The sequence below is a fragment of the Kitasatospora sp. NPDC001119 genome (genome assembly GCF_053598475.1).
The window spans coordinates 24,589-44,996 of sequence record NZ_JBSFKI010000058.1 but is presented as its reverse complement, the minus strand read 5'-3'; the positions used below and the strand labels follow the sequence as shown (position 1 = coordinate 44,996).

The 20,408-nt window shown below is 71.8% G+C and carries 20 protein-coding genes, 1 pseudogene and 2 CRISPR repeat arrays; of the genes and pseudogenes, 10 read left to right on the top strand and 11 right to left on the bottom strand.

Annotated features, from left to right (window positions below):
- The first annotated feature begins 138 nt into the window (after positions 1-138).
- Complete coding sequence (locus tag ACWDD9_RS40440) at positions 139-327, top strand: hypothetical protein (RefSeq protein WP_449814381.1); 189 nt, start codon at positions 139-141, stop codon at positions 325-327.
- A gap of 380 nt (positions 328-707) precedes the next feature.
- Here ACWDD9_RS40440 and ACWDD9_RS40435 read toward each other — a convergent pair whose 3' ends face one another.
- The 3 genes from ACWDD9_RS40435 to ACWDD9_RS40425 all read right to left on the bottom strand — a co-directional run bounded on the left by ACWDD9_RS40435 (position 708) and on the right by ACWDD9_RS40425 (position 3,412).
- Positions 708-968, bottom strand: coding sequence for a hypothetical protein (locus ACWDD9_RS40435; RefSeq protein ID WP_449814380.1), 261 nt, complete (start codon positions 966-968; stop codon positions 708-710).
- The gene (locus ACWDD9_RS40430) at positions 965-1,315 is read right to left on the bottom strand and encodes a hypothetical protein (protein ID WP_380745706.1); all 351 of its coding nucleotides are present in this window, start codon (positions 1,313-1,315) and stop codon (positions 965-967) included. The genes ACWDD9_RS40435 and ACWDD9_RS40430 overlap by 4 nt, the downstream gene beginning before the upstream one ends.
- A gap of 382 nt (positions 1,316-1,697) precedes the next feature.
- A CRISPR array of direct repeats spans positions 1,698-2,032; the repeat unit is 29 nt; unit sequence GTCCTCCCCGCGAGCGCGGGGGTCAGCCG.
- Positions 2,033-3,136: 1,104 nt separating this feature from the next.
- Positions 3,137-3,412, bottom strand: coding sequence for a hypothetical protein (locus tag ACWDD9_RS40425; RefSeq protein WP_380745637.1), 276 nt, complete (start codon positions 3,410-3,412; stop codon positions 3,137-3,139).
- 731 nt (positions 3,413-4,143) lie between these two features.
- Between ACWDD9_RS40425 and istA the strand changes: the two genes are divergently transcribed.
- The 4 genes from istA to ACWDD9_RS40405 all read left to right on the top strand — a co-directional run bounded on the left by istA (position 4,144) and on the right by ACWDD9_RS40405 (position 9,828).
- Positions 4,144-5,412 carry an IS21 family transposase gene (gene istA / locus ACWDD9_RS40420; protein WP_449814379.1) on the top strand — a complete coding sequence of 423 codons (1,269 nt, stop codon included), beginning with the start codon at positions 4,144-4,146 and terminating at the stop codon, positions 5,410-5,412.
- Positions 5,409-6,260 carry an IS21-like element helper ATPase IstB gene (istB, locus tag ACWDD9_RS40415; protein WP_449814378.1) on the top strand — a complete coding sequence of 284 codons (852 nt, stop codon included), beginning with the start codon at positions 5,409-5,411 and terminating at the stop codon, positions 6,258-6,260. Before istA ends, istB begins: the two co-directional genes overlap by 4 nt.
- A gap of 651 nt (positions 6,261-6,911) precedes the next feature.
- The gene (locus tag ACWDD9_RS40410; RefSeq protein WP_449814377.1) at positions 6,912-7,322 is read left to right on the top strand and encodes a CU044_2847 family protein; all 411 of its coding nucleotides are present in this window, start codon (positions 6,912-6,914) and stop codon (positions 7,320-7,322) included.
- 4 nt (positions 7,323-7,326) lie between these two features.
- Positions 7,327-9,828 (top strand): nSTAND1 domain-containing NTPase, encoded by a 2,502-nt coding sequence (locus tag ACWDD9_RS40405; RefSeq protein ID WP_449814376.1) that lies wholly within the window; start codon positions 7,327-7,329, stop codon positions 9,826-9,828.
- Here the strand turns inward: ACWDD9_RS40405 and ACWDD9_RS40400 are convergent.
- Positions 9,809-9,982, bottom strand: a pseudogene (locus tag ACWDD9_RS40400) (IS5/IS1182 family transposase); the annotation flags it as partial. The gene ACWDD9_RS40405 and the pseudogene ACWDD9_RS40400 sit on opposite strands and share 20 nt — an antisense overlap.
- 567 nt (positions 9,983-10,549) lie before the next feature.
- A CRISPR array of direct repeats spans positions 10,550-11,387; the repeat unit is 29 nt; unit sequence GTCCTCCCCGCAAGCGCGGGGGTCAGCCG.
- Between the two features lie 187 nt (positions 11,388-11,574).
- On the opposite strand from ACWDD9_RS40400, the gene ACWDD9_RS40395 reads away from it, so the two are divergent.
- The 3 genes from ACWDD9_RS40395 (at position 11,575) to ACWDD9_RS40385 (ending at position 12,802) form a co-directional block, all read left to right on the top strand.
- Positions 11,575-11,868 carry a hypothetical protein gene (locus tag ACWDD9_RS40395; RefSeq protein ID WP_449814375.1) on the top strand — a complete coding sequence of 98 codons (294 nt, stop codon included), beginning with the start codon at positions 11,575-11,577 and terminating at the stop codon, positions 11,866-11,868.
- A complete protein-coding gene (locus ACWDD9_RS40390) occupies positions 11,865-12,434 on the top strand; it encodes an RNA polymerase sigma factor (protein ID WP_449814374.1) in 570 nt (189 codons plus the stop codon). The genes ACWDD9_RS40395 and ACWDD9_RS40390 overlap by 4 nt, the downstream gene beginning before the upstream one ends.
- A 128-nt stretch (positions 12,435-12,562) precedes the next feature.
- Positions 12,563-12,802 carry a helix-turn-helix domain-containing protein gene (locus ACWDD9_RS40385; RefSeq protein WP_449814382.1) on the top strand — a complete coding sequence of 80 codons (240 nt, stop codon included), beginning with the start codon at positions 12,563-12,565 and terminating at the stop codon, positions 12,800-12,802.
- A 174-nt stretch (positions 12,803-12,976) separates the two neighbouring features.
- Here ACWDD9_RS40385 and ACWDD9_RS40380 read toward each other — a convergent pair whose 3' ends face one another.
- Positions 12,977-13,639 (bottom strand): O-methyltransferase, encoded by a 663-nt coding sequence (locus ACWDD9_RS40380; RefSeq protein ID WP_449814373.1) that lies wholly within the window; start codon positions 13,637-13,639, stop codon positions 12,977-12,979.
- Between the two features lie 70 nt (positions 13,640-13,709).
- Between ACWDD9_RS40380 and ACWDD9_RS40375 the strand changes: the two genes are divergently transcribed.
- Together ACWDD9_RS40375 and ACWDD9_RS40370 are read left to right on the top strand one after the other, a co-directional pair.
- Positions 13,710-14,417: a TetR/AcrR family transcriptional regulator gene (locus tag ACWDD9_RS40375; protein WP_449814372.1), complete on the top strand. Its 708-nt coding sequence runs from the start codon at positions 13,710-13,712 to the stop codon at positions 14,415-14,417.
- Positions 14,414-14,785, top strand: a complete 372-nt coding sequence (locus tag ACWDD9_RS40370; protein WP_449814371.1) for a hypothetical protein — start codon at positions 14,414-14,416, stop codon at positions 14,783-14,785. Before ACWDD9_RS40375 ends, ACWDD9_RS40370 begins: the two co-directional genes overlap by 4 nt.
- 607 nt (positions 14,786-15,392) lie before the next feature.
- Here ACWDD9_RS40370 and ACWDD9_RS40365 read toward each other — a convergent pair.
- The 6 genes from ACWDD9_RS40365 to ACWDD9_RS40340 form a co-directional block, all read right to left on the bottom strand.
- On the bottom strand, positions 15,393-15,680 hold the full coding sequence (locus ACWDD9_RS40365; protein WP_449814370.1) for a DUF6355 family natural product biosynthesis protein: 288 nt from the start codon (positions 15,678-15,680) through the stop codon (positions 15,393-15,395).
- A 99-nt stretch (positions 15,681-15,779) separates the two neighbouring features.
- Positions 15,780-16,895 (bottom strand): beta-ketoacyl-ACP synthase 3, encoded by a 1,116-nt coding sequence (locus ACWDD9_RS40360; RefSeq protein ID WP_449814369.1) that lies wholly within the window; start codon positions 16,893-16,895, stop codon positions 15,780-15,782.
- Between the two features lie 113 nt (positions 16,896-17,008).
- Positions 17,009-17,548, bottom strand: coding sequence for a YbaK/EbsC family protein (locus ACWDD9_RS40355; protein WP_375877657.1), 540 nt, complete (start codon positions 17,546-17,548; stop codon positions 17,009-17,011).
- Between the two features lie 110 nt (positions 17,549-17,658).
- Entirely contained in the window at positions 17,659-17,946 is a 288-nt protein-coding gene (locus ACWDD9_RS40350) for an acyl carrier protein (protein ID WP_375877652.1), read from the bottom strand.
- A 72-nt stretch (positions 17,947-18,018) separates the two neighbouring features.
- The gene (locus ACWDD9_RS40345; protein WP_375877651.1) at positions 18,019-19,008 is read right to left on the bottom strand and encodes an alpha/beta fold hydrolase; all 990 of its coding nucleotides are present in this window, start codon (positions 19,006-19,008) and stop codon (positions 18,019-18,021) included.
- Complete coding sequence (locus tag ACWDD9_RS40340; RefSeq protein WP_375877650.1) at positions 19,001-20,401, bottom strand: condensation domain-containing protein; 1,401 nt, start codon at positions 20,399-20,401, stop codon at positions 19,001-19,003. Before ACWDD9_RS40340 ends, ACWDD9_RS40345 begins: the two co-directional genes overlap by 8 nt.
- Positions 20,402-20,408 lie beyond the last annotated feature (7 nt).

The following is a 20,408-nucleotide window of genomic DNA, read 5'->3' as shown; positions in this document are numbered from 1 at the left end:
AACAACCGGATGGCGGGACTCGAACCCGTCACTCATGAAGATCACCAACAGCATCCGGAACTCCGGTCAGAGCCAAATTCAGAGAGCGTCATCACAGTTAGTGGCGGGACTGGTCGATCGCACGGGAGGATGCCGACCATGACGATGAATGAGGGCCGCGTCTGTGGCTGCCGGTGCGGTGGCATCCCCGCCCGTGGGAAGTTCTTGCCAGGCCACGACTCGAAGATCGTGCCGCAGCTCGAAGCGGACCACGGAAGCCTGATCGCCTTCTGGGCCTGGTATGAAGAAGCGATGACCGGCGCGCCGCCCAAGCCGCGTACAGCCTGACGGCGCCCGGTAGCCTCAAGCTCGGCATCTGGGGGTCCTTCCCGGTCTTCCCCGCGAGCGCGGGGGTCAGCCGTTGCGGAGCACGGCCGTCAGGTCGATCCCGGTCGTCCTCCCCGCGCCCGCGGGGGTCAGCCGACCTGCCCATCTTTGGCCTACTCTCGCACGCCGTCCTCCCCGCGCCCGCGGGGGTCAGCCGTCGCAGGTCGAGGAAGCCAAGGCCCTCCTCGGGTTCTCCCCGCGAGTGCGGGGGTCAGCCGCTGCGCCGCCTCAAGCGCCGCCGCCCGGACCTGTCTTCCCCTCGAGCGCGGGGGTCAGCCGGTGGCCGACGCGGGCGGCATCCTCGCCTCCGTGCCCTCCCTGCTTCTGTGGGGGTCGGCCGGTCAGGGTGTCGGCGGTGGTGTGAGCTGGCAGACGACGACGAGCTCCAGGCGGGGGACGACGTAGTAGGTGAGCAGGCCGCCGGCGACGTCGAGGTAGCGCATCGGCTCGCCGCTGCCCTGGTAGGAGGTTCCGTCCAGGTAGAGCGCTTCGGCGGCGCGGACGAGTTCGTCGGCCCGCCGTGCGACGGCGGTGAGGAAGTCGGCCGGGGAGCCGGCGGTGACGTGCCGCTCGTTGGGGAGGTACTCCCAGCTCCAGGTCACGCGTTCACCGCTGCGTAGGCGGCGCGGTAGAGCTCGGCGACGGTGGTGGCGTGCTCGCGGCACTCCTGGACGGTGCCGGCGTGGTTGGCGAGGTAGTTCGCCCGGTGCCAGGCCTGCGCGGTGGCCGGGTGCCGCTCGATCTCCACGACGGCGGCCCAGTGCGCGACGAACGAGCGGAGCGGCTGGACACTCCCGCTGGCGATGGCCTCGGCCATGGCCCCCGTCTGCCCGTCGATCATCTCCGGAAGACGGTCCGCGGCGACGACCGCCAGCGCCGCCTTCAGCGCGGCCGGATTCCGCTCGGGCCGGGGGATCAGCTCGACTCCGTCATGGACGGGCTGACTCATGGCGACACTCCATCTCTCGTCTGCTGCGAGGCTACCCGCTCCGGAGTCCTCCCCACGCCCGCGGGGGTCAACCGCTCCTGGGCGGCGGCCGCACCTGGGGGCACTTCGGTCCCCCCGCACCAGCGGGAGATCGGTTCCTCTTCGGGGCCGGCCGTCGTGCAGTGCTGCGGGTCTCCGGAGTGACTCCTCCCCCTGCTCCGTCCTCGCCCACGCAGACCCAAGCACCACCCGGGCCTTCAACGGTGTCCGCGCAGAACGGTGTCGTGGCCCTCTGCCACGATGGACGCTGCTCCTTGATACCTCAACAGGCCGGTCCGCCTCGTGCTCCTCGGCAGGCTGGTCAAGAAATGGCAAAGCCGTCAGGACGGTGCAGGTCGCGAAGGGTCCTCCCCGCGAGCGCGGGGGTCAGCCTCCGGGCGGGTGCCGGGGCCGGTTTGGACGGGGGTCCTCCCCGCGAGCGCGGGGGTCAGCCGCCCTCGCTGCCGGTGTGGCACATCCACCACTCGTCCTCCCCGCGAGCGCGGGGGTCAGCCGGGATCGATCCCCCCGGCGCACCCAGCGGGTGGGTCCTCCCCGCGAGCGCGGGGGTCAGCCGGGATCGATCCCCCCGGCGCACCCAGCGGGTGGGTCCTCCCCGCGAGCGCGGGGGTCAGCCGACGTAGTAGTCCTCCGTGCGGGCGTTGCCCCGGTCCTCCCTGCGAGCGCGGGGGTCATCCGGCGTCGCCCTGGTCGCCACCGTCCGCGCCGAGGTCCTCCCCTGGGCCAGCGGGAGATCGGTTCGTCTTCGGGGCCGGCCGTCGTGCGGTGCTGCGGGTCTCCGGAGTGGCTCCTCCCCCTGCCTCGTCCTCGCCCAGGCAGGCCCAAGCGTCACCCGGGCCTTCAGCGGTGTCCGCGGAGAACGGTGTCGTGGCCGTCTGCCACGATGGGCGCTGCTCGTTGACACCTCAACAGGCCGGCCCGCCTCGTGCTCCTCGGCAGGCTGGTCAAGAAATGGCAAAGGCCATCAGAACGGTGCAGGTCACGAAGGGTCCTCCCCGCGAGCGCGGGGGTCAGCCGCGACTGGATAGGGACTCGGCCAGCGAGAGACGGTCCTCCCCGCGAGCGCGGGGGTCAGCCCGCGACGGTCGGCGGCAGCGGGTTCGGCATCGGGTCCTCCCCGCGACCGCGGGGGTCAGCCGGTGGACCCGGGTCTGACGGGCGATGAGCGGCGGTCCTCCCCGCGAGCGCGGGGGCCAGCCGGGCACCTGGTCGGCGAAGACCGGGTCGCGCCGGTCCTCCCCGCGAGCGCAGGGGTCAGCCGGCGGCCGACGCCGCCCAGGTTTCCGTGGCCCGCTCCTCCCCGCGAGCACGGGGGTCAGCCGAGGTACGCACGCACCAGTTGGGTGACGGTGGCGTCCTCCCCGCGAGCGCGGGGGTCAGCCGAGGTACGCACGCACCAGTTGGGTGACGGTGGCGTCCTCCCCGCGAGCGCGGGGGTCAGCCGGACAGGCGAGGGTACGAGGGCGCGCGGATCATGTCCTCCCCGCTAGTGCGGGGGTCAGCGCGGGGGTCAGCCGCACCATCGGGGTTGTCCTCTCTTATAGGGGCGGTCCTCCCCGCGAGCGCGGGGGTCAGCCGGTGTCGGGCAGCTTGTACGGGGTGCAGTTGTTGTCCTCCCCGCGAGCGCGGGGGTCAGCCGGGGTCGCTGGTTGAGGCGGCCCGGCAAGTGGTGTCCTCCCCGCGAGCGCGGGGGTGGCCCCGTAGACGAGGCAGTCGGGCACTTCCGCCTGATCCGGGATTCGGGTAACCCGAGCAGACCCGGCTGGCCCCCCGGCCAGTGGCTCAGTCTTCGTTGTCGACCAGACCGCAGGCGCCGGGGAACGACTCCAGGAACTCCCGCCGGTGTGGGTCCGGCTCGGCCTCGGCAAGATCCGTGAGCGTCCGCAGGAACCGGCCGAGCTGGTCCTCCGGCAGCCGCTGCAGCACTCCGGCCACGCTCTCCATCATCTTCACCGCGGAGTCGGCATCGACCTCGTCGTCCTCGCAGCCGTCGAGGAACCGGACGGTGTCGACGACCAGCCCGGCGAGAACGGGCACCAACGGGTCCATGTCAGTCATCCGGGCAACCTATCCGACCCCGACCCCCAGGAAAGCAAGAACGACAGCCGGCCGACGGCATCGAACCGCCGTCGGCCGCGAACCGGAAAGAGCACACCGCCATGAACGACAGCTCCACCGTCCCCGCGCCACGACACCGAATGCAGGCCCCGGCCTCGGCGATCGCCGCGACCTCGGGCGCCGCCGTCCTCCCCGCGGGCGCGGGCGTCAGCCGTGCAGGCCGCGGCCGAACCCCCAGGTGCAGAGGTTCTCCCCGCGAGCGCGGGGGTCAGCCGGTGTGGCGGTCGCCAGCGAGAACCGCACCGAAGTCCTCCCCGCGCCCGCGGGGGTCAGCCGATCTCGTCCGCCCTGTCGGCACCGGGCCGGACGTCTTCCCCGCGAGCGCGGGGGTCAGCCGCGCCGCCGGGCGCCCGGCCTGGGAGGGAATTTGTCTTCCCCGCGAGCGCGGGGGTCAGCCGCCGGGCGGCAGGTAGGTGGCCACGAAGTCGGTGTCCTCCCCGCGCGCGGGGGTCAGCCGATGCTCCGGGCATGGCCGTTGTGATCAAGCGGTCCTCCCCGCGAGCGCGGGGGTCAGCCGACCACCCTCGCCGCAGACTACACGGACCAGCAGTCCTCCCCGCAGGTGTCGGCAACGGGTGAAACGAGGACCACGGACAGCGGATCAAAAGCGGGTCACTTCGTGATCTCTTGATGATCCTGACTTCATGGGTACGGGAGTCGGGAGGAAAGAGGTGATCGGAGTGGAGGACTGGGCTGAGATCCGTCGGCTGCATCGGGCCGAGGGGTTGTCGGCGCGGGCGGTGGCCCGGCAGCTGGGGATCTCCCGGGGCACGGTGGCGCGGGCCCTGGGCTCCGATCGACCGCCGGTCTACCAGCGGCCGTTGAAGGGCTCGGCGGTGGATGCGGTGGAGCCGGCGGTCCGCGAGTTGTTGCAGCAGACCCCGACGATGCCGGTCACGGTGATCGCGGAGCGGATCGGCTGGGACCGGGGGCTGTCGATCCTGCGGGAGCGGGTGCGCGAGCTGCGGCCGGCCTACCTTCCCGTCGACCCGGTCTCGCGGACGGTCTACGAGCCCGGCGAGCTGGCCCAGTGCGACCTGTGGTTCCCGGAGGCGGACATCCCGCTCGGCTACGGCCAGAGCGGCCGTCCGCCCGTGCTGGTCATCGTCTCCGGCTACTCCAGGATGATCACCGCCAGGATGCTGCCCTCGCGGCAGACCAACGATCTGATCGACGGGCACTGGCGGCTGCTGACCGGCTGGGGCGCCGTTCCGAAGACGCTGGTCTGGGACAACGAACCGGGCGTCGGCAGGGGCCGGCCGACCAGCGAGTTCGCCGCCCTGGCGGGTCTGCTCGCCATCCGGATCCACTTCTGCCGGCCCCGCGATCCGGAGGCGAAGGGCCTGGTCGAGCGCGCCAACGGCTACCTGGAGACCTCCTTCCTGCCAGGACGCACGTTCGCCGGACCCGGCGACTTCAACACCCAGCTGACCGCATGGCTGCAGAACGCCAACCGCCGCCGGCACCGCGCGATCGACGCCCGGCCCCTCGACCGTTGGGAGACGGACAAGGCGGCCATGCTGGCCATCCCGCCCGTCGACCCGCCCACCTGGTGGCCGCTTCGCACCCGCCTGGGCCGCGACCACTACATCCGCGTCGACACCAACGACTACTCCGTCCACCCCCGCGCGATCGGCCGCCTCGTCACCGTCCGGGCCGACACCGAGGAGATCACCGTGACCTGCGGCGACGACGTGGTGGCCCGCCATGCCCGCTGCTGGGCCCGCCACCAGTCGATCACCGACCCCGAGCACGCCGCCGCGGCCCACCGCCTGCGCGAGGAGGTCCGGCAGCAACGGCCCGCCCGCGCACGCACCGCCCAGGCCCGGCTCCTGGCGCCCGACGGCCTCGGCGTCGAGGTCGAGCAGCGCGAGCTGGCCACCTACGACCGCATCTTCACCCTCATCGAGGGCGGAGCCGGAAAAGAGGACCCCCGATGACCCCGACCACCGCCCCCACCAGCCAGAACACCACCACCGCCAAGAGCGGCCGTCCACCCGATACACGCGCTGCCCGCACCGGCCGGCAGACCGCCGCCGACCTCGTCTTCCTCGCCCGCGCGATGAAGACCCCCGCCCTGCTGGACGCCGCCGAGCGCCTGGCCGAACGCGCCCAGGCCGAGTCCTGGACCCACCTCGAATACCTTGTCGCCTGCCTGCAACGCGAAGTCGCCGCCCGCGACAGCCACGGCGGAGAGGGCCGCATCCGCGCCGCGCATTTCCCCGCCATCAAGACCATCGAGGACCTCGACCTCGCGCACCTGCGCGGGCTGACGCGCCAGCAACTCGCACATCTGGGAACATCGGACTTCATAGCCGCCCGGGAGAACGCAATATTTCTGGGCCCGCCCGGGACAGGCAAGACACATCTGGCCACCGGGCTCGCCATCCGGGCCTGCCAGGCCGGGCACCGGGTCGCGTTCGCGACCGCCGCCCAGTGGGTCGACCGCCTGGCCGCCGCCCACCAGGCCGGCCGACTCCAGGACGAACTGGTCAAGCTCGGCCGCTACCCGCTGATCGTGGTTGATGAAGTCGGCTACATCCCTTTCGAGGCCGAGGCCGCGAACCTGTTCTTCCAGCTGATCTCGAACAGATACGAGAGGGCGAGCGTGATCGTCACCTCGAACAAGCCGTTCGGGCGTTGGGGAGAGGTCTTCGGCGACGAGACCGTCGCCGCCGCCATGATCGACCGGCTCGTCCACCACGCCGAGGTCCACTCCCTCAAAGGCGAGTCCTACCGCATGCGAGGACGCGAACTCGGACACGTCCCCACCGACGACAACGACTGACACACACCATCCATCCAGCGAGACCACGGCTGGCCCACAACTGAACCGCTGGAACCGGCCCGTTCTGAGCCGTTGCCGACAGATCCGCCGGTGCCGGCTGACCCCCGCGCTCGCGGGGAAGACCCTTCGCGACCTGCACCGTTCTGACGGCTTTGCCATTCCTTGACCAGTTTGCCGAGGAGTACGAGGCGGGCCGGCCTGTCGAGGTGTCAAGGAGCAGCGCCCATCGTGGCAGACGGCCACGACACCGTTCTGCGCGGACACCGTTGAAGGCCTGGGCGGTGCTTGGGCCTGCGTGGGCGAGGACGGAGCAGGGGGAGGAGCCACTCCGGATACCCGCAGCACCGCACGACGGCCGGCCCCCGCAGGCGCGGGGAGGACGAGCCCATCCTGGTCAACCGACAGAATCCGGTGGCGTTGGGGTTCGTGCAGGGTTCAGTGGCTCCCTTCCCCGTGGCATGGAGATCGTTTCCCAGGTCGGTGTTCACGGGTGGCCCCATGTCCTGGTGGTCGTGCGGCTGTTTCGGGCGGCAGGTCAGGATGCTCCAATCATGGCTACTTGTCAGGGAGTTCGAGGTTTCACCATATGTCGGTGCGCGTACTACGGTGTGGGCCTGGCCGTCGTGGGACGGCACTTGGGGGAGGGTTGTCGTGGGGCAGCAGTTGGCGCGGGTGCCGTTGGACGGCGGGGGTTCGGTCCTCGTCGAGGCGGAAGAGGCCGTGGCGGGGCCGGTGAAGGCAGGCCGGGTCGGTGACGCGGTGCGAGAGCTTCCGGAGAGTCTTGGGGCGGCGCTGGAGCCGGTGACCGGCCTGGCGCGTACGGTGCTGGCGCGGTTGCGGGAGGCGGGGCCGGACGAGGTGCAGGTGGAGTTCGGGGTCGACCTCTCCGCCGCGGCCGGGGTGGTGATCACGAAGACCGCGGCCAAGTGCCATCTGACAGTGCGTGTGACGTGGCGCAAGGACGAGGGCGACCGGTCTGCGGTCCGCAGGGCCGACGCTCCCGAGGGCGAAGACGAGCCGGAGGCTGGCGCCCGCGCGGCCGACGACGAGCCGGAAGCCTGAGCGGATGGCGGTCGGACGGGGCATGGTGCGGGCCGGTGCGGCGGACGGTCTGGCGGCGGCCGTCGCGCAGGTCCGCGACGAGGACGACTTGGTGGTCGGGGCGGGCTTCCTCGTCGCCGACGACCTGCTGGTCACGTGCGCGCACGTCCTGGAGGACGGCCGCTACGGCCCTGGTTCGACGGTGACGCTGGTGTTCCCCCGCGCGGACGGCGCCCCGGAGGTAACCGGCCGGGTGCTGGAGGACCCGTGGCGCGACCCCCGGGAGGAAGACGTCGCCCTGGTGCGCCTGGACCGCCCGGTCGGGGTGGCGCCGTTGCAGCTGGGGTCGGCGGCGGGCGCGCGCGAGCACCGGGTGCGCTCCTTCGGATTCCCCCAGCAGGCGCCGCCGGGCGGGCACTACGGCTTCGCCACCGCGGGCGGAATCCTGCCCCCCGCCGACAAGGTCGGTGAGCTGTTGCAGCTCACCGACGCCAACGACCTCACCCAGGGCTTCAGCGGCGGACCGGTCCTGGACGAGACGACCGGTCTGGTGGTGGGAATTCTCACCTCGATCGCACACCACGACAGCCACAACCGCGGCCAGGAAATCGCCTACGTCACCCCCACCTCCGTCCTGCACCAGGCATGGTCCGAGTTGGACGAGGCGGACAGGCCGGACGAGCTGGACGTGTCGCCCTACCGGGCGCTGGAGCCGTTCACCGCCGAGCACGCCCAATGGTTCCGGGGCCGAGAGGACGCCGTGGACCGGATCCTGGAGGGACTGAGGGGCGGACGGCGGGTGGTGCTGCTGCTGGGCCCGTCCGGGTCGGGGAAGTCCTCCTTGGTGCAGGCTGGAGTACTGCCCGCGCTGGCTGCGGGCCAGCTGCCGGGCAGTGACCGCTGGCGCCAGGTGCTCACGCGGCCGGGACCGGACCTGCCGGGCACCCTCACCCGCGCGGGCCTGCCCGGGAGCGAGGATGCCGGGGCGGACGGCACCGGCGAGCCGGACTTCGCCGACAGGGCAGCCGCCTCAGTCCCGGACCCGCCCCGGATCGTGCTGGTCATCGACCAGTTCGAGGAGCTCCTCGCACCGTCCGGAGAGCCTGCGGCCTTGGAGGCCCTCGGCCGGATCACCGCCGCGATCCGTTCCGACGCAGCCCTGAGCGTGGTCCTCGTGATGCGCGACGACTTCTACTCCCGGCTGTCCGCACTCGCCCCGGACCTGCTGGACACCGCCCAGCGGGCCAGCGGTCTCCTCAACGTCCCGGCCACCTTGAGCGCGGCGGACCTGGACGCGATCGTCACCGGCCCCGCCCGCGACCTGGACACGGCCTTCGAGCCGGGCCTCGCCGAGCAGATCATCACCGATGTCCTGAGGTTGAACCGCGGCACCGCCAGCACCGGCGGCGCGCCCGTCACCGTGCTCCCCCTGCTCGAAGTCGCCCTCACCCGGCTGTGGGAACGCCGCCTGAAGTACGACGGCCGCCTCACCCACGACGCCTACCACCGCATCGGCAACGTCACCGGCGCCCTCACCGACTGGTGCGAAACCGCCCTGCGCGACCTCGACCAGGACCAGCAGGCCATCGCCCGCAGAATCCTCACCGCCCTGGTCCGCCCCGCCGACTCCTCCCTGAACATCCCGGCCGCACGCCAGCAACTCCCGATCAGCGACCTGCGCGACATCGCCGCCGAGGACAAGACCCCCGACGCGCGGCGAGCCGTGGACGAGGTCCTGGCCGTCCTCTCCCGGCACCGCATCGTCACCACCGACCGTGTCCACGGCGACGCACGGCCGCAGGACACGGAGGGGACCGCAGTGGCCGAACTGGTCCACGACGCGCTCATCCGCGACTGGCACACCCTGCGCGAATGGCTCCAGGAGGACGCCCGCTTCCTCGACTGGTTCCGCCGCGCCCGCGACCAGTACGAGCGCTGGAAGGAACACCGCAATCCCCAGGACCTGCCCACCGGAACCCTCCTCGCCGAAGGCACCGACCTGGCGAACCACCGCCCGCTGTCCGCCGACCTCGACGACTTCCTCACCGCCGGACGCCGCCGCCAACGAGCCGCCGCCCGACTCAGCCGGCGCCTCAAGACGGCCCTGGCCATCACCCTCGTCCTCGCTCTCGCTCTCGTGATGCTTGTCTCGGCGTTCGTCGGGGAGCGGCGGGCGACGAAGAAGGCTGACGTGGGGGCCGAGTCCGCCCAACTGGTTATGTCCGACAGTCTCGTCCACGACTCCGATTTGCTGATGGCCACCCAACCCGACCTCGCTGCCCTCCTCGCGATCGCCGCCTACCGGTTCGACCCCACGGTGAGGGCCGGCGCCGCCCTTGCGAAAGCCGCCGACCGCACCAACCCCACAGCGGGGGCCGGCGCCGCCCTCCGCAGCGGTGAGGACCCCGACATCGCAGCGGAGGACGCGATCAGCGCGATCTGTAAGGCCGTCGGCCGCGACCTCACAAGCGAAGAAAAAGACAAATACCTAGGTTCCGTCCGGGCGATCATGTGCGAAGCCAGATGACGAGGGCTGCTGCGGTGACGGTGCCGAGGTAGACGTGTCCGCATTTGTCGTATCGAGTGGCGACGGCTCTGGCGTGCTTGAGCTTGTTGATGGCTCGTTCGACGGTGTTCCGCTTCTTGTACCGCTCCTCGTCGAATGGACGAGCGCCGGTACGGCTGACCCCCGCGCCTGCGGGGAGGACGGCGCCCTCGGCCTGGCCCCCCTGATCGCCCTCGGCTGACCCCCGCGAGCGCGGGGGTCAACGGGATCGGGCCATGGCGATGACTCCAACGGTGAAGTCCTCCCCGCGCCTGCGGGGGTCAGCCGATTCCTCCAGGTACGACAGGAGGCCCCCGCCGGTCCTCCCCGCAGGCGCGGGGTCAGCCGCCGCCTGCATCGACGTGCTCGTCACCGACTCGGTCCGCGGGGGTCAGCCGGTCTCGCAGACTCCGAGGGTCACCCGGTGCGGGTCCTCCCCGCGCCCGCGGGGAATCGGCTCGTCTTCGGGGCCGGCCATCGTGCGGTGCTGCGGCACTCCGGGACGAATCCTCTCCCGACCCCGTCCTCACCCACGCAGACCCAAGCGCCGCCCAGGCCTTCAGCGGTGACCGCGGAGAGCAGTGTCCTGGCCGTCTGCCACGATGGACGCTGCTCCTTGACACCTCGACAGGCCAGCCGGACTTGCCCTCGGCAGGATGGCCAAGAAATGGCAAAGTCGTCAGAACGGTGCAGGTCGCAAAGGGTCCTCCCCGCAAGCGCGGGGGTCAGCCGGCCCGGACCACCACGGTCCGGGCCTTCGCCATGTCCTCCCCGCAAGCGCGGGGGTCAGCCGCCCGGGCATCTCACCTCCCGGGCTCCGCACTGGTCCTCCCCGCAAGCGCGGGGGTCAGCCGAACGGGGCCTTGATCTCCAGCAGGCGGCTGGCGTCCTCCCCGCAAGCGCGGGGGTCAGCCGGGTCGAGGCGCCGTCCAGCTGCGGCTCGGCACGGACCATCGTCCTCCCCGCAAGCGCGGGGGTCAGCCAGACCGTGCCACAGGCCGGTCCCGGCAGCGGCGGTCCTCCCCGCAAGCGCGGGGGTCAGCCGAGCGCCAGCTCCACCGACATCACGTGGATGATGTCCTCCCCACGAGCGCGGGGGTCAGCCGCCCGGGCATCTCACCTCCCGGGCTCCGCACTGGTCCTCCCCGCAAGCGCGGGGGTCAGCCGAACGGGGCCTTGATCTCCAGCAGGCGGCTGGCGTCCTCCCCGCAAGCGCGGGGGTCAGCCGGGTCGAGGCGCCGTCCAGCTGCGGCTCGGCACGGACCATCGTCCTCCCCGCAAGCGCGGGGGTCAGCCAGACCGTGCCACAGGCCGGTCCCGGCAGCGGCGGTCCTCCCCGCAAGCGCGGGGGTCAGCCGAGCGCCAGCTCCACCGACATCACGTGGATGATGTCCTCCCCACGAGCGCGGGGGTCAGCCGACGGTGGGGAACACGGCGGTCTCCTCGGGGGTGTCCTCCCCGCAAGCGCGGGGGTCAGCCGGCGCGGGAGACGGCGAGGTGGGTGATCGTCATGTCCTCCCCGCGAGCGCGGGGGTCAGCCGACGCCACGAGCACGACGACAGCGGACGGAGCGCCAGGGCGTAGGCCCCGGACCATGCGGCAGCTCATGTTTTCTGTTGGGGCGGGCCGTTGCTGTGACCTGGGGCGGGAAGACGCTGCTAGCTGAGGGTGCATAACATTTTTTCGCGCAGATGTAAACGGTTTGGCGTTGTCGTTCGACTACTGGGCATGAAGCGTCAGGTAACGCAACTGCTCGGCTGGACCCCGGTGGTGCCGTTGGTGGCGCTGGGCACTCAGCCGCCATGGATCGTGCTGGCCCTGCTCGGGGCTCTGGGGGTGGCGGTGCGGCTGCTGGCCGAGTGGCAGCGCCGACGCACCCTGGTCGCACTGGTCGAGCGGTCGCCGCTGGGCACCGTCGTGGAACAAGAGAGCGGGATGGGCGGGCCCGGTATGCGGGTTCAGGTCGGTACCCGACCGGCCGGAGAAGCATCAGACGCGAACGAGCAGCAGGGGGCCGAATGACCGAGACGGAGAACCGACGGATCCCGGCGCATGTCGCCGATGCCGTCACCGCCCTGTACCGGGCGACGTACCGCGACGTCCTGCGCTTCGCCATCATGCTGGCCGGCAAGTCCGATGCTCCCGACCTTGTCCAGCATGCCTTCCACCAGGCCGCGCTCACGTGGGACGAAGTCGGCACCCGCCCGCTGGACGGCCAGGTCGCGTGGCTCAAGACGGTGTGCCGCCACAAGCACATCGACAACATCCGCCGGGACACGACCTTCGACAAGCTGCGCGTCGACGTGTGCGAGTTCTACACCACCGCCCCGCACGACCCGGCCTCCGTCACCGTGGCCCGCGCCGCACTCGACCGCTGCTGGGCGGCGATCCAGGCCATGCCCACAGCCCAACGCACGGTCGCGGTCCTGGCCTGGCACCAAGGCCTGGACCCTGCCGAGATCGCCGCCAGCCTCGGCATCTCGCCGGCCACCGTCCGGGTGCAGCTCCACAGGGCCCGCCTGCGCCTGGAACGCGAAGTCGGCGAACTCCGGCCGGAAAGCACCACGAGCAAGAGGAAGGCCTCATGACCACGTTCCGGCACACCACCGACCACACCGACGACCTCCCGAAGCTGTTCCGCCAGGTCGAACACAACGCCGTCCCCCAGCCCAGCGAGGCCTTCGTCCAGCAGGAACTGGACAAGCTGGTCGCCTGGATGAGCACCCCGGCACGGCCTTCCCTCACCCGCCCGGTGACACCCGCGCCGGCGGAAGACATCAGGTTCCTGGACATCGCCGAAGCCGCCGCCCTACTGCGGGTGTCCAAGCTGACGGTGTACCGCCTGGTCCACTCCGGCGACCTGCCGGCCGTACGGACCGCCCGGGCCTGGTACGTGCCCCGGGACGCAGCCCTCACCTACCTAGACACCCACGAAGTCGCCCGGTACACAGACTGACCGGCACCCCCGAAGCCGCGGACGGACGGTCGGGGACGCCCAGTGAAGTCCTCCCCACTCCCGCAAGGATCAACCGATGGGCCGGACGGTCGTACGGGACCTGCGGACGGGAATCGTCGCGGATCCCGGCCAGCAGACTCGTGGTCTGCAGACCGATCGTGACGACGCACAGGTCTAGAGGCGGCAGCTGATCTCCATGCCGTCCTCCACGGGGAACGTGACGCTCTGGTAACCGTTGCGGGGGTCGCGGACGTAGTCGAGGTAGGGCGTGAGGTCCGGCAGGTCGACGTCGTCGGCGATGACGAGGGTACCGGGGGCGAGGCGGGGCTCGAGGAGCCGCAGGACGGGCAGGCACAGGTCCTTCCAGCCGTCGAGGAGGACGAAGTCCGCGGGGCCGGTGGCCGTGGCGAGGGTGTCGCGGGCGTCTCCTTCGAGGACGGTGATCAGGTCGTCCAGGCCCGTCTCGGCGAAGGTCCGGCGGGCGGCCGCGGCCTTGGCGGCGCTCAGTTCCGTGCTGATCACCCGCCCCGTCCCGTTGTCGCGCACCGCGGCGGCGAGGTGGAGCGTGGAGATGCCGAAGGACGTGCCGAACTCGACGACGGTCGCGGGGCGGGTGGCCCGGACCAGGTTGTAGAGGAGGCGGCCGCCCTGGGCGGAAATCGGCATGTAGACCTCCGCCTTGGCGTCGGCCTGCTCCTGCGGGCTGAGGGGCGCGGAGTCCTCCGGCTGTGCCGCCCGGATCCGCCTGCCGGTCGCCTCGTCCTGCTCAGCGTTGCGGAACATCCGGTCGAGGGCGGAGGCGACGCGGGGATCTTCGAGGGTGTTGGTGAGTGTCATGACTCTAGACTAGACGCACCGTTGCGTATCGTCTAAAGGTTCTGGCCTACCCTGGCCGCAGGAGGCACACATGCAACGAAGAAGTACGGCCGCCGCGGCCGGGCCGGAACCGGCGGCACGCCACCACGGCAACCGCCACGGCCGCAGCGAACAGGCCCGGCAGGCGGTGCTGGAGGCGGCCGACGACCTCCTGGTCGAGAAGGGCTTCACCGGCGTCACCATCGAGGGCATCGCCGCCCGGGCGGGCGTCGCGAAGCAGACCGTCTACCGGTGGTGGAAGACCAAGACCGACATCCTCCTGGACGCCTTCCTCCAGGACGCGGCCGAGGCCCTGGCCCCGCCGGACCACGGCGACCTGGCCCGGGACCTGCGCGCCCACTTGCGTCAACTGGCCGAGTTCCTCACCCGGTCCGACGCGGGTGCCGTCTTCAGGGCCCTCATCGGGCACGCCCAGCACGATCCCGCGTTCGCCGCCGCCCTGCGGTCCGGGTACCTCGACGAGCAGCGCCGGCGCGACCGGCTGCCGCTGGAGCGTGCGGTGGCACGCGGACAGCTCGTCGCCGGACTCGACACGGCGGCGGAGATCGACCAACTCGTGGGGCCGGTCTACCACCGCGTCCTGGTGACGGCGGAGCCCGTGGACCAGGCCTTCACCGACCGCCTCGTCGAGGCGTTCCTGCGCCGCGCGCACGTGGCGGATGTAGTGGACGCAGCGGACGTAACGGATGCGGCAGGCGCGGCGGACGCAGCCGGCACGAGGGAGACGGGGCGCAGATGACTCTGAAGGCAGGTCAGCGAGTGGTGCTGGCGGCGGACACCCGGCTGACCGATCCGGCCGAGGTGTCGGGGGTCGTCATCGGCTTCCTGTCCCTGGCGGCGGGCATCGGCGGCACCGTCGAGCAGGTGGTCGTCCACCAGGAGGAGAGCGACGACGTGCGCGAGTACGAGCGGCTCAAGTCGCTGCTCGACGCCTTCGGGCGCGAGATGCCCGCGGGGAGCAGGAGGCAGCTCGAAGAGAAGGTCCGCTCGCTGGCGCCCGCGTGGACCGCCTTCCGGGAAGGAGCGCCCCGCGTGAGCGTGCGGGTCCGCTTCGACAACGGGTTCATCCTCGACGGGGCCGACGAGGGCGTCTTCGTCCCCGCTTGAGGGCGCGTCCCGGCGGCCGAGGTCGTCGGTGCGCACGCGTTCCAGCCGGTGCCGGCCGGCCAGCCGTGCTCACAGACCTGTCGCAGGGACGGCATGGGGTTCTCCCCGCGCCCGCGGGGGTCAGCCGGGAGTCCCGGCGGCGAACCGTCAGACGCTCTGGTCCTCCCCGCAGGCGCGGGGGTCAGTCGCCACCAGCCACGGCCTGCGCGCCGCCGACCGCGCCGACCAGGGCTACAGCGCCGCCGAGATCCTGGTCATCACCGAGGACTGGAAGTCCACCACCATGGTGGAGAGTCCGCCAAGGCCGGGCTATGCCGCGCGGGCAAGGACAACCTCGGCCGAGCCCAACAGGCCCTCGACGCCCTGGTCGTCCCACCGCCGACCCACTCCGCCAGGTAGGGCGGGCGGAACCGGTTGCCGGGCCCACAGTTCAGGTGGGAGGACGGCAGCGGGTCCGCCGACGTCTGTGCGGTCTTCGGCACTCGCTGGTGCCGCTGACGGCACCGAAAGCCCCGAGGGGGAGACCGCGTGGTTCGACCGACCGGTGCGCCGCTCACGTCCACGGGCGGGCGGACGTGAGCGGCGCGCCGTCTTGCTGAGCGGTCCGTCAGCAGGCGCGCTGGTACGTGGCGAAGACGATCTGGTCGAACGCGAGGATCTCGGTGACGCCCGGGGCCATGCACATGCCGGTGTCCGGGACGGAGCGGTAACCCACGACGACGTAGGCGCTGGTGGTGCCGCAGTTGTTCCAGTAGGAGTGGCCGGCGGATTCGTAGTAGCCGCACGGGGTGGTGGCCTGGGTCGCGGCCGATGACGGCGTCGCCGAGGTGAGGAGCAGGAACGTCGATACGGCCGCCGTGACGGCGACGAGGAAATGCCGCTTGTATCTGGTCATGCGGTCCAGAATTCCGCGCGGCGCTATGCCGCTCCTATACACCCCGCATTCACTCCGCCTTTCCCCTGGCCAGGGGAAAGGCGGAGTGGAAAATGGGGGTCAGAAAACGGGCTGGGGAATCGCGGAGGTGATCCAGGCGGTGAGGGCCTGGGCGACGGGGCTGGCCGCGGCGACGGGGTTGAAGGCGGGGACGGGCTTGACCGCGGGGACGGGCTTGACCACAGGGACGGGGATGACCGCGGGGACGGGGTCGAGGTGGACGATCTGTCCGGCGTAGGTGAGGCCGGCTCCGAAGCCGAAGAGCAGGACGTCGCCGCCGGTGTCGATGTCGCCGCGGTTGATCATGCGGGACAGGGCGATCGGGACGGTCGCGGCCATGGTGTTCCCGGTGGTCGCCACGTCGGTGGCGACGGGCACGCCGGACAGGTCGAGGTGGTTGGCCAGGGCCCGGATGATGCGCAGGTTGGCCTGGTGGGGCACGAAGCCGGCCAGGTCGGCGGGCCGGATGCCGGCGTCCGCGCAGATCCGGGCGGCGATGGGGCCCAGGCTCGTCGCCCAGCGGTAGACGGCGCGACCGTCCTGGCGCAGGACGCGGGTGTCGGGGTCGATGACGATCCGGTCGGCGTGCTCGCCGACGCTGCCCCACACCACCGGGCCGATGGCGCGGCGGTGGTGCGGCAGGACCACCGCCGCGCCCGCGCCGTCGGCGAAGAGCACGGCGGTGTCCCGGTCGGACCAGTCCAGCCAGGAGCTGGCCTTGTCCGCGCCGATCACCAGGGCGCCCCGGCTGGTGCCGGACCTGATCAGGGAGTCCGCCACGGCCAGCGCGTGACAGAAGCCGGCGCAGGCGCTGTTGACGTCGAACGCGGCGGGCGCGGCCAGGCCGAGCCGTCCGGCGACCCGGGCGGCGACGGCCGGCATGGTCGACTCCGCGCTGGCGGTCGCCACGATCACCGTGTCGATGTCGGAGGCGGAGTCGAGGCCGTCCCGGTCCCGGGCGAGGTTGGCCAGGGCGTCGTGGGCGGCCGCGACGGCCATGTCCGCGACCGTCTCGTCCGGGGCGGCGATGCGGCGTTCGCTGATCCCGGTGCGGGTCAGGATCCACTCCGCGTCGACGGTCAGCCGTTCGGCGACCGCCTCGCTGGTCAGGACGGTGCCGGGCAGGTAGTGCCCCATGGCAGCGATCCGTGTGCCCGGGGCCGGGATTGATGGCATTGTCGTCTCTCCTCGTGTGATCAACCAGGAACCGGGACGCCCTGGGCAGCACCGAGGACTACTGTCGCCACCGCGGCTATATTTTTCTTCTACTTCCGGGCCTGCCGGGAATTTCAGGCGGGGCGTTCGGCCACCGGTTCTATTCGTGGACGTGCCAGGTCGAAGTAGTCGCCGGTGTCCAGGGCCACGGAGCGGTCCAGGCGGGCCGCGTTGAAATAGAGCCGCGGGCTTTCGAGGAGTTCCGGGTCGACGATCAGTTCCAGGTCGGGGTGGAACGCGAACGGCACGATGGATCCGCTCCGGCATCCGGTGAGGCGCTCGGCCCGTTCCAGGGAGGCGAATCCGGCGCGCGTGCCGCCCAGCAGGTCCCGGACGGCGTCCACGTCGACCCGCAGGTCGCCGGGGACGACGGCGAGGGCGTGGCGTGTGCCCCGGCCGGGTGTCCTGACCTGCAGGACCAGGCACTTGGCGGCCTGTTGCAGGGGGTGGCCGCGCAGGACGCTGGCCACGTCCGTACGGCCTTCCGCCGCGTGGTGGATCATCCGGTAACGGCACCCGGACCGGTCGAGGAGGTCGATGAGCCGTGTGTACGTGCTCGGTTCGGCCGGTTCACCGGGGCGGGCGGTCTCCGCCGGCTCGGCTGTGCGAGTCATCACCAGCAACTGGTTCACTCCTTTTCTGTTGGTGCGGGGGGAGCCGGTCGGCGGCCTCGGGCAGTCGGCCGGACCGCGTGGTCGCCCGCGCGGTCCGGCCACGGGGGGGGTCAGGCGGTCCGGTTGCCGTGCTCCGCGAGCATCTCCGCGAGCAGGCCGGAGAGGGCATCGACGGTCGGGTAGTCCCAGACCAGGGTCGGTGCGACCTCGATGCCGAACTCGTCCTCGATCTCGCCGCACAGGGTGAGGCCGTGGAGGGAGTCGAGGCCGTACTCGGCCAGCTTGGTGTCGGTCCGGATGGAGTCGACCGGCTCCTCGAGGTAGAAGGCGACCTTCTCCCTCAGCCACTCGGCGATCGGCGCCTGCTGGATCTCGGTGGTCATCGCGGCAGTGGTCATCGGTGTGTCTCCTCGACATCTGAAGTGGTAACGGAAAGGGGACGGAACGAAGGAAGGGGTGGGGCTGGTCGGTCAGCTCAGCGACCGGGCGAAGGCGACGAGGGCGGCCGTGACCTCCTCCGGGCGTTCCTGCTGGATCCAGTGGCCGCAGCCGGGGAGCAGGAGCATCTCGCGCAGGTCGGGGACCCACTGCCGCAGTTCGGACTCCAGCCGGGCGGGGTCCGCGCCCTTGATCACGAAGTCCTCCTCACCGGCCAGGTAGAGGGCGGGCACCTGGACGGCCGCCTTCTGGTACGGGGCGGTCAGATCCCAGTTCGCGTCGAGGTTGCGGTACCAGTTCAGCCCTCCGGTGAAGCCGGTCCTGGTGAACTCGGCCGTGTAGACGGAGAGTTCGTCCTCGCTGAGCCAGCCGGGCAGTACGGCGGGCTCGGGGTAGAGGTCCAGCAGTCCGCCGCCGTCCGGCACGACGGGCGCCCGGTAGGGGGCCGATCCCGAGGTGCCGTTCAGCAGGCGGCGGAAGGACGCGGCCACGTCGCGCTCCAGCTCCGCCTCGGCAACGCCGGGCGTCTGGAAGTACAGCATGTAGTGGCCCGCGCCGATACCCCGACGGATCGCGGGCAGCGGGTTGAGCGGCGAGCGCGGGCGGTAGGGAATGCTGAGGCCGGCCACGCCCCTGACCCGGTCGGGGCGCATCAGGGCGGTGTGCCAGGCCACCTGGGAGCCCCAGTCGTGGCCGGCCAGCACCGCCGGGCCCTCGCCCAGCGCGTCGATCAGCGCGACCGCGTCGCCCACCAGGTGGTGGATCGTGTACCGGGCCGCGTCCTCGGGGCTGTCGCTGCCGCCGTAGCCGCGCATGTCCGGGGCGACCGCGTGGAACCCGGCCGCCGCCAGGCCGGCGAGCTGGTGTCGCCAGGAGTACGCGAGTTCGGGGAAGCCGTGCAGCAGGACGACGAGCGGGCCCTGACCGGCCTCGGCGATCCGGACGCTGCGCCCGCCGGCCCGCAGCGTGCGCTGGCTGACCCCGTCCGGGAGCGGCAGGCCGGACCCCGGCGGCTCAGACACGGACGGCCTCCTGGTCCGACGGGCGGGAGGGCGCCGGGGCCTGGACCAGGCGCAGCCGGGAGATGACCTGGTCCGGGTCGGCGGCGGCGGTGTCCAGGGCGCGCACGTAGTAGGAGGCGAAGCGCTCGATGGTCGACAGGTCGAAGAGCACGGCGTTGTAGCGGAAGTCGAGCGTCAGGCAGTCGCTGCTCTGGCGGACGTTCACCGCGAGGTCGAGCTGGCCCTCGGCCTGGGGCAGTTCGAACGGGCTGATGGTCAGGCCGTGGTGCTCGATGGTGTTGTGCTCGCCCTCGCCGTCCAGCAGCAGCTTCATCAGCGGGTCGGGCTTGGCGACACCGATCAGGTTGAAGGTGATCTGGCAGAGCGAGGAGCCGGCGCTGGTGCGCGGGCGGTTGGCCGTGCGGGTGAGCCGCGCGAAGGGGTAGCCGACGGCGGCGAGGCCTTGGCGGACCTGGCCGTCGACCGTCGTCGCGGCGTCGCGGAAGGTGGCTCCGGGGGCGAAGCTGCCGCGGAAGACCAGGGTGTTGATGTAGTTGCCGACGACGTCGCGCATCGGCGGGGAGAGCCGGGTGGTGGTGGGGCAGCCGATGAGGAAGTCGTTCTGCCGGGTGTAGCGGTGGAGCAGGCCCTGGAAGGCGCCCAGCAGGAAGGAGAAGAGGGTCACGCCGCAGGCACGGGCGGCCGTGCGCAGTGCCTCGACCTGACCGGCGTCGAGCTCCAGGTGGTGGGTGGCGCCGACGGGCGTGGGCCCGGCTGTGCGGGGGCGGTCGGTGGGGATCTGCGCGGGCTGCGCCCCCTCGATCACACCGTGCCAGAACGCCTCGGCGCGGGCACCGCGCGGGGAGGAGAGCAGGCGCTGCTCGGCGGCGACGTACGTGTCGTGGGTGTAGGCGACCGGGGCGGGCGCGGCCTCCTCGCCGGCGACGGCCTGCTGGTAGCCCGCGAGGATGTCGCGCAGCAGGACGAGGTCCGAGACGGCGTCGGAGGCGATGTGGTGGCCGCCGATCAGCAGGACCGCGTCGGTCTCGGAGCGGCGCAGCAGGACGAAGCGGAAGGCGCCGCGGTCGCGCAGGTGGTACGGCTCGTTGAGCGCCCGGCGGACGGCGGTGCGCAGTTCGTCGTCGCCGACCGGGCCCAGGTCCTCGACCAGCAGGGCGAAGGGTTCGTGGGCCTGGGGGGTGCTGACGGGCACCCCGTCGACCCTGTCGAACAGCGAGTGGACGAGTTCGTGCCGGGCGACGGCGGCGGCGACGGCCTCCCGGAGTGCGGGCAGTTCGACGGGGGACAGCACCCGTACGGCGACGCCGGTGTTGTAGGAGCTGCCCTCGGGGTCGAGTTCGTAGAGGAACCACAGCGCCTCTTGGGCGTGGGAAAGCTGATGACAGGTCGACATCACCGGC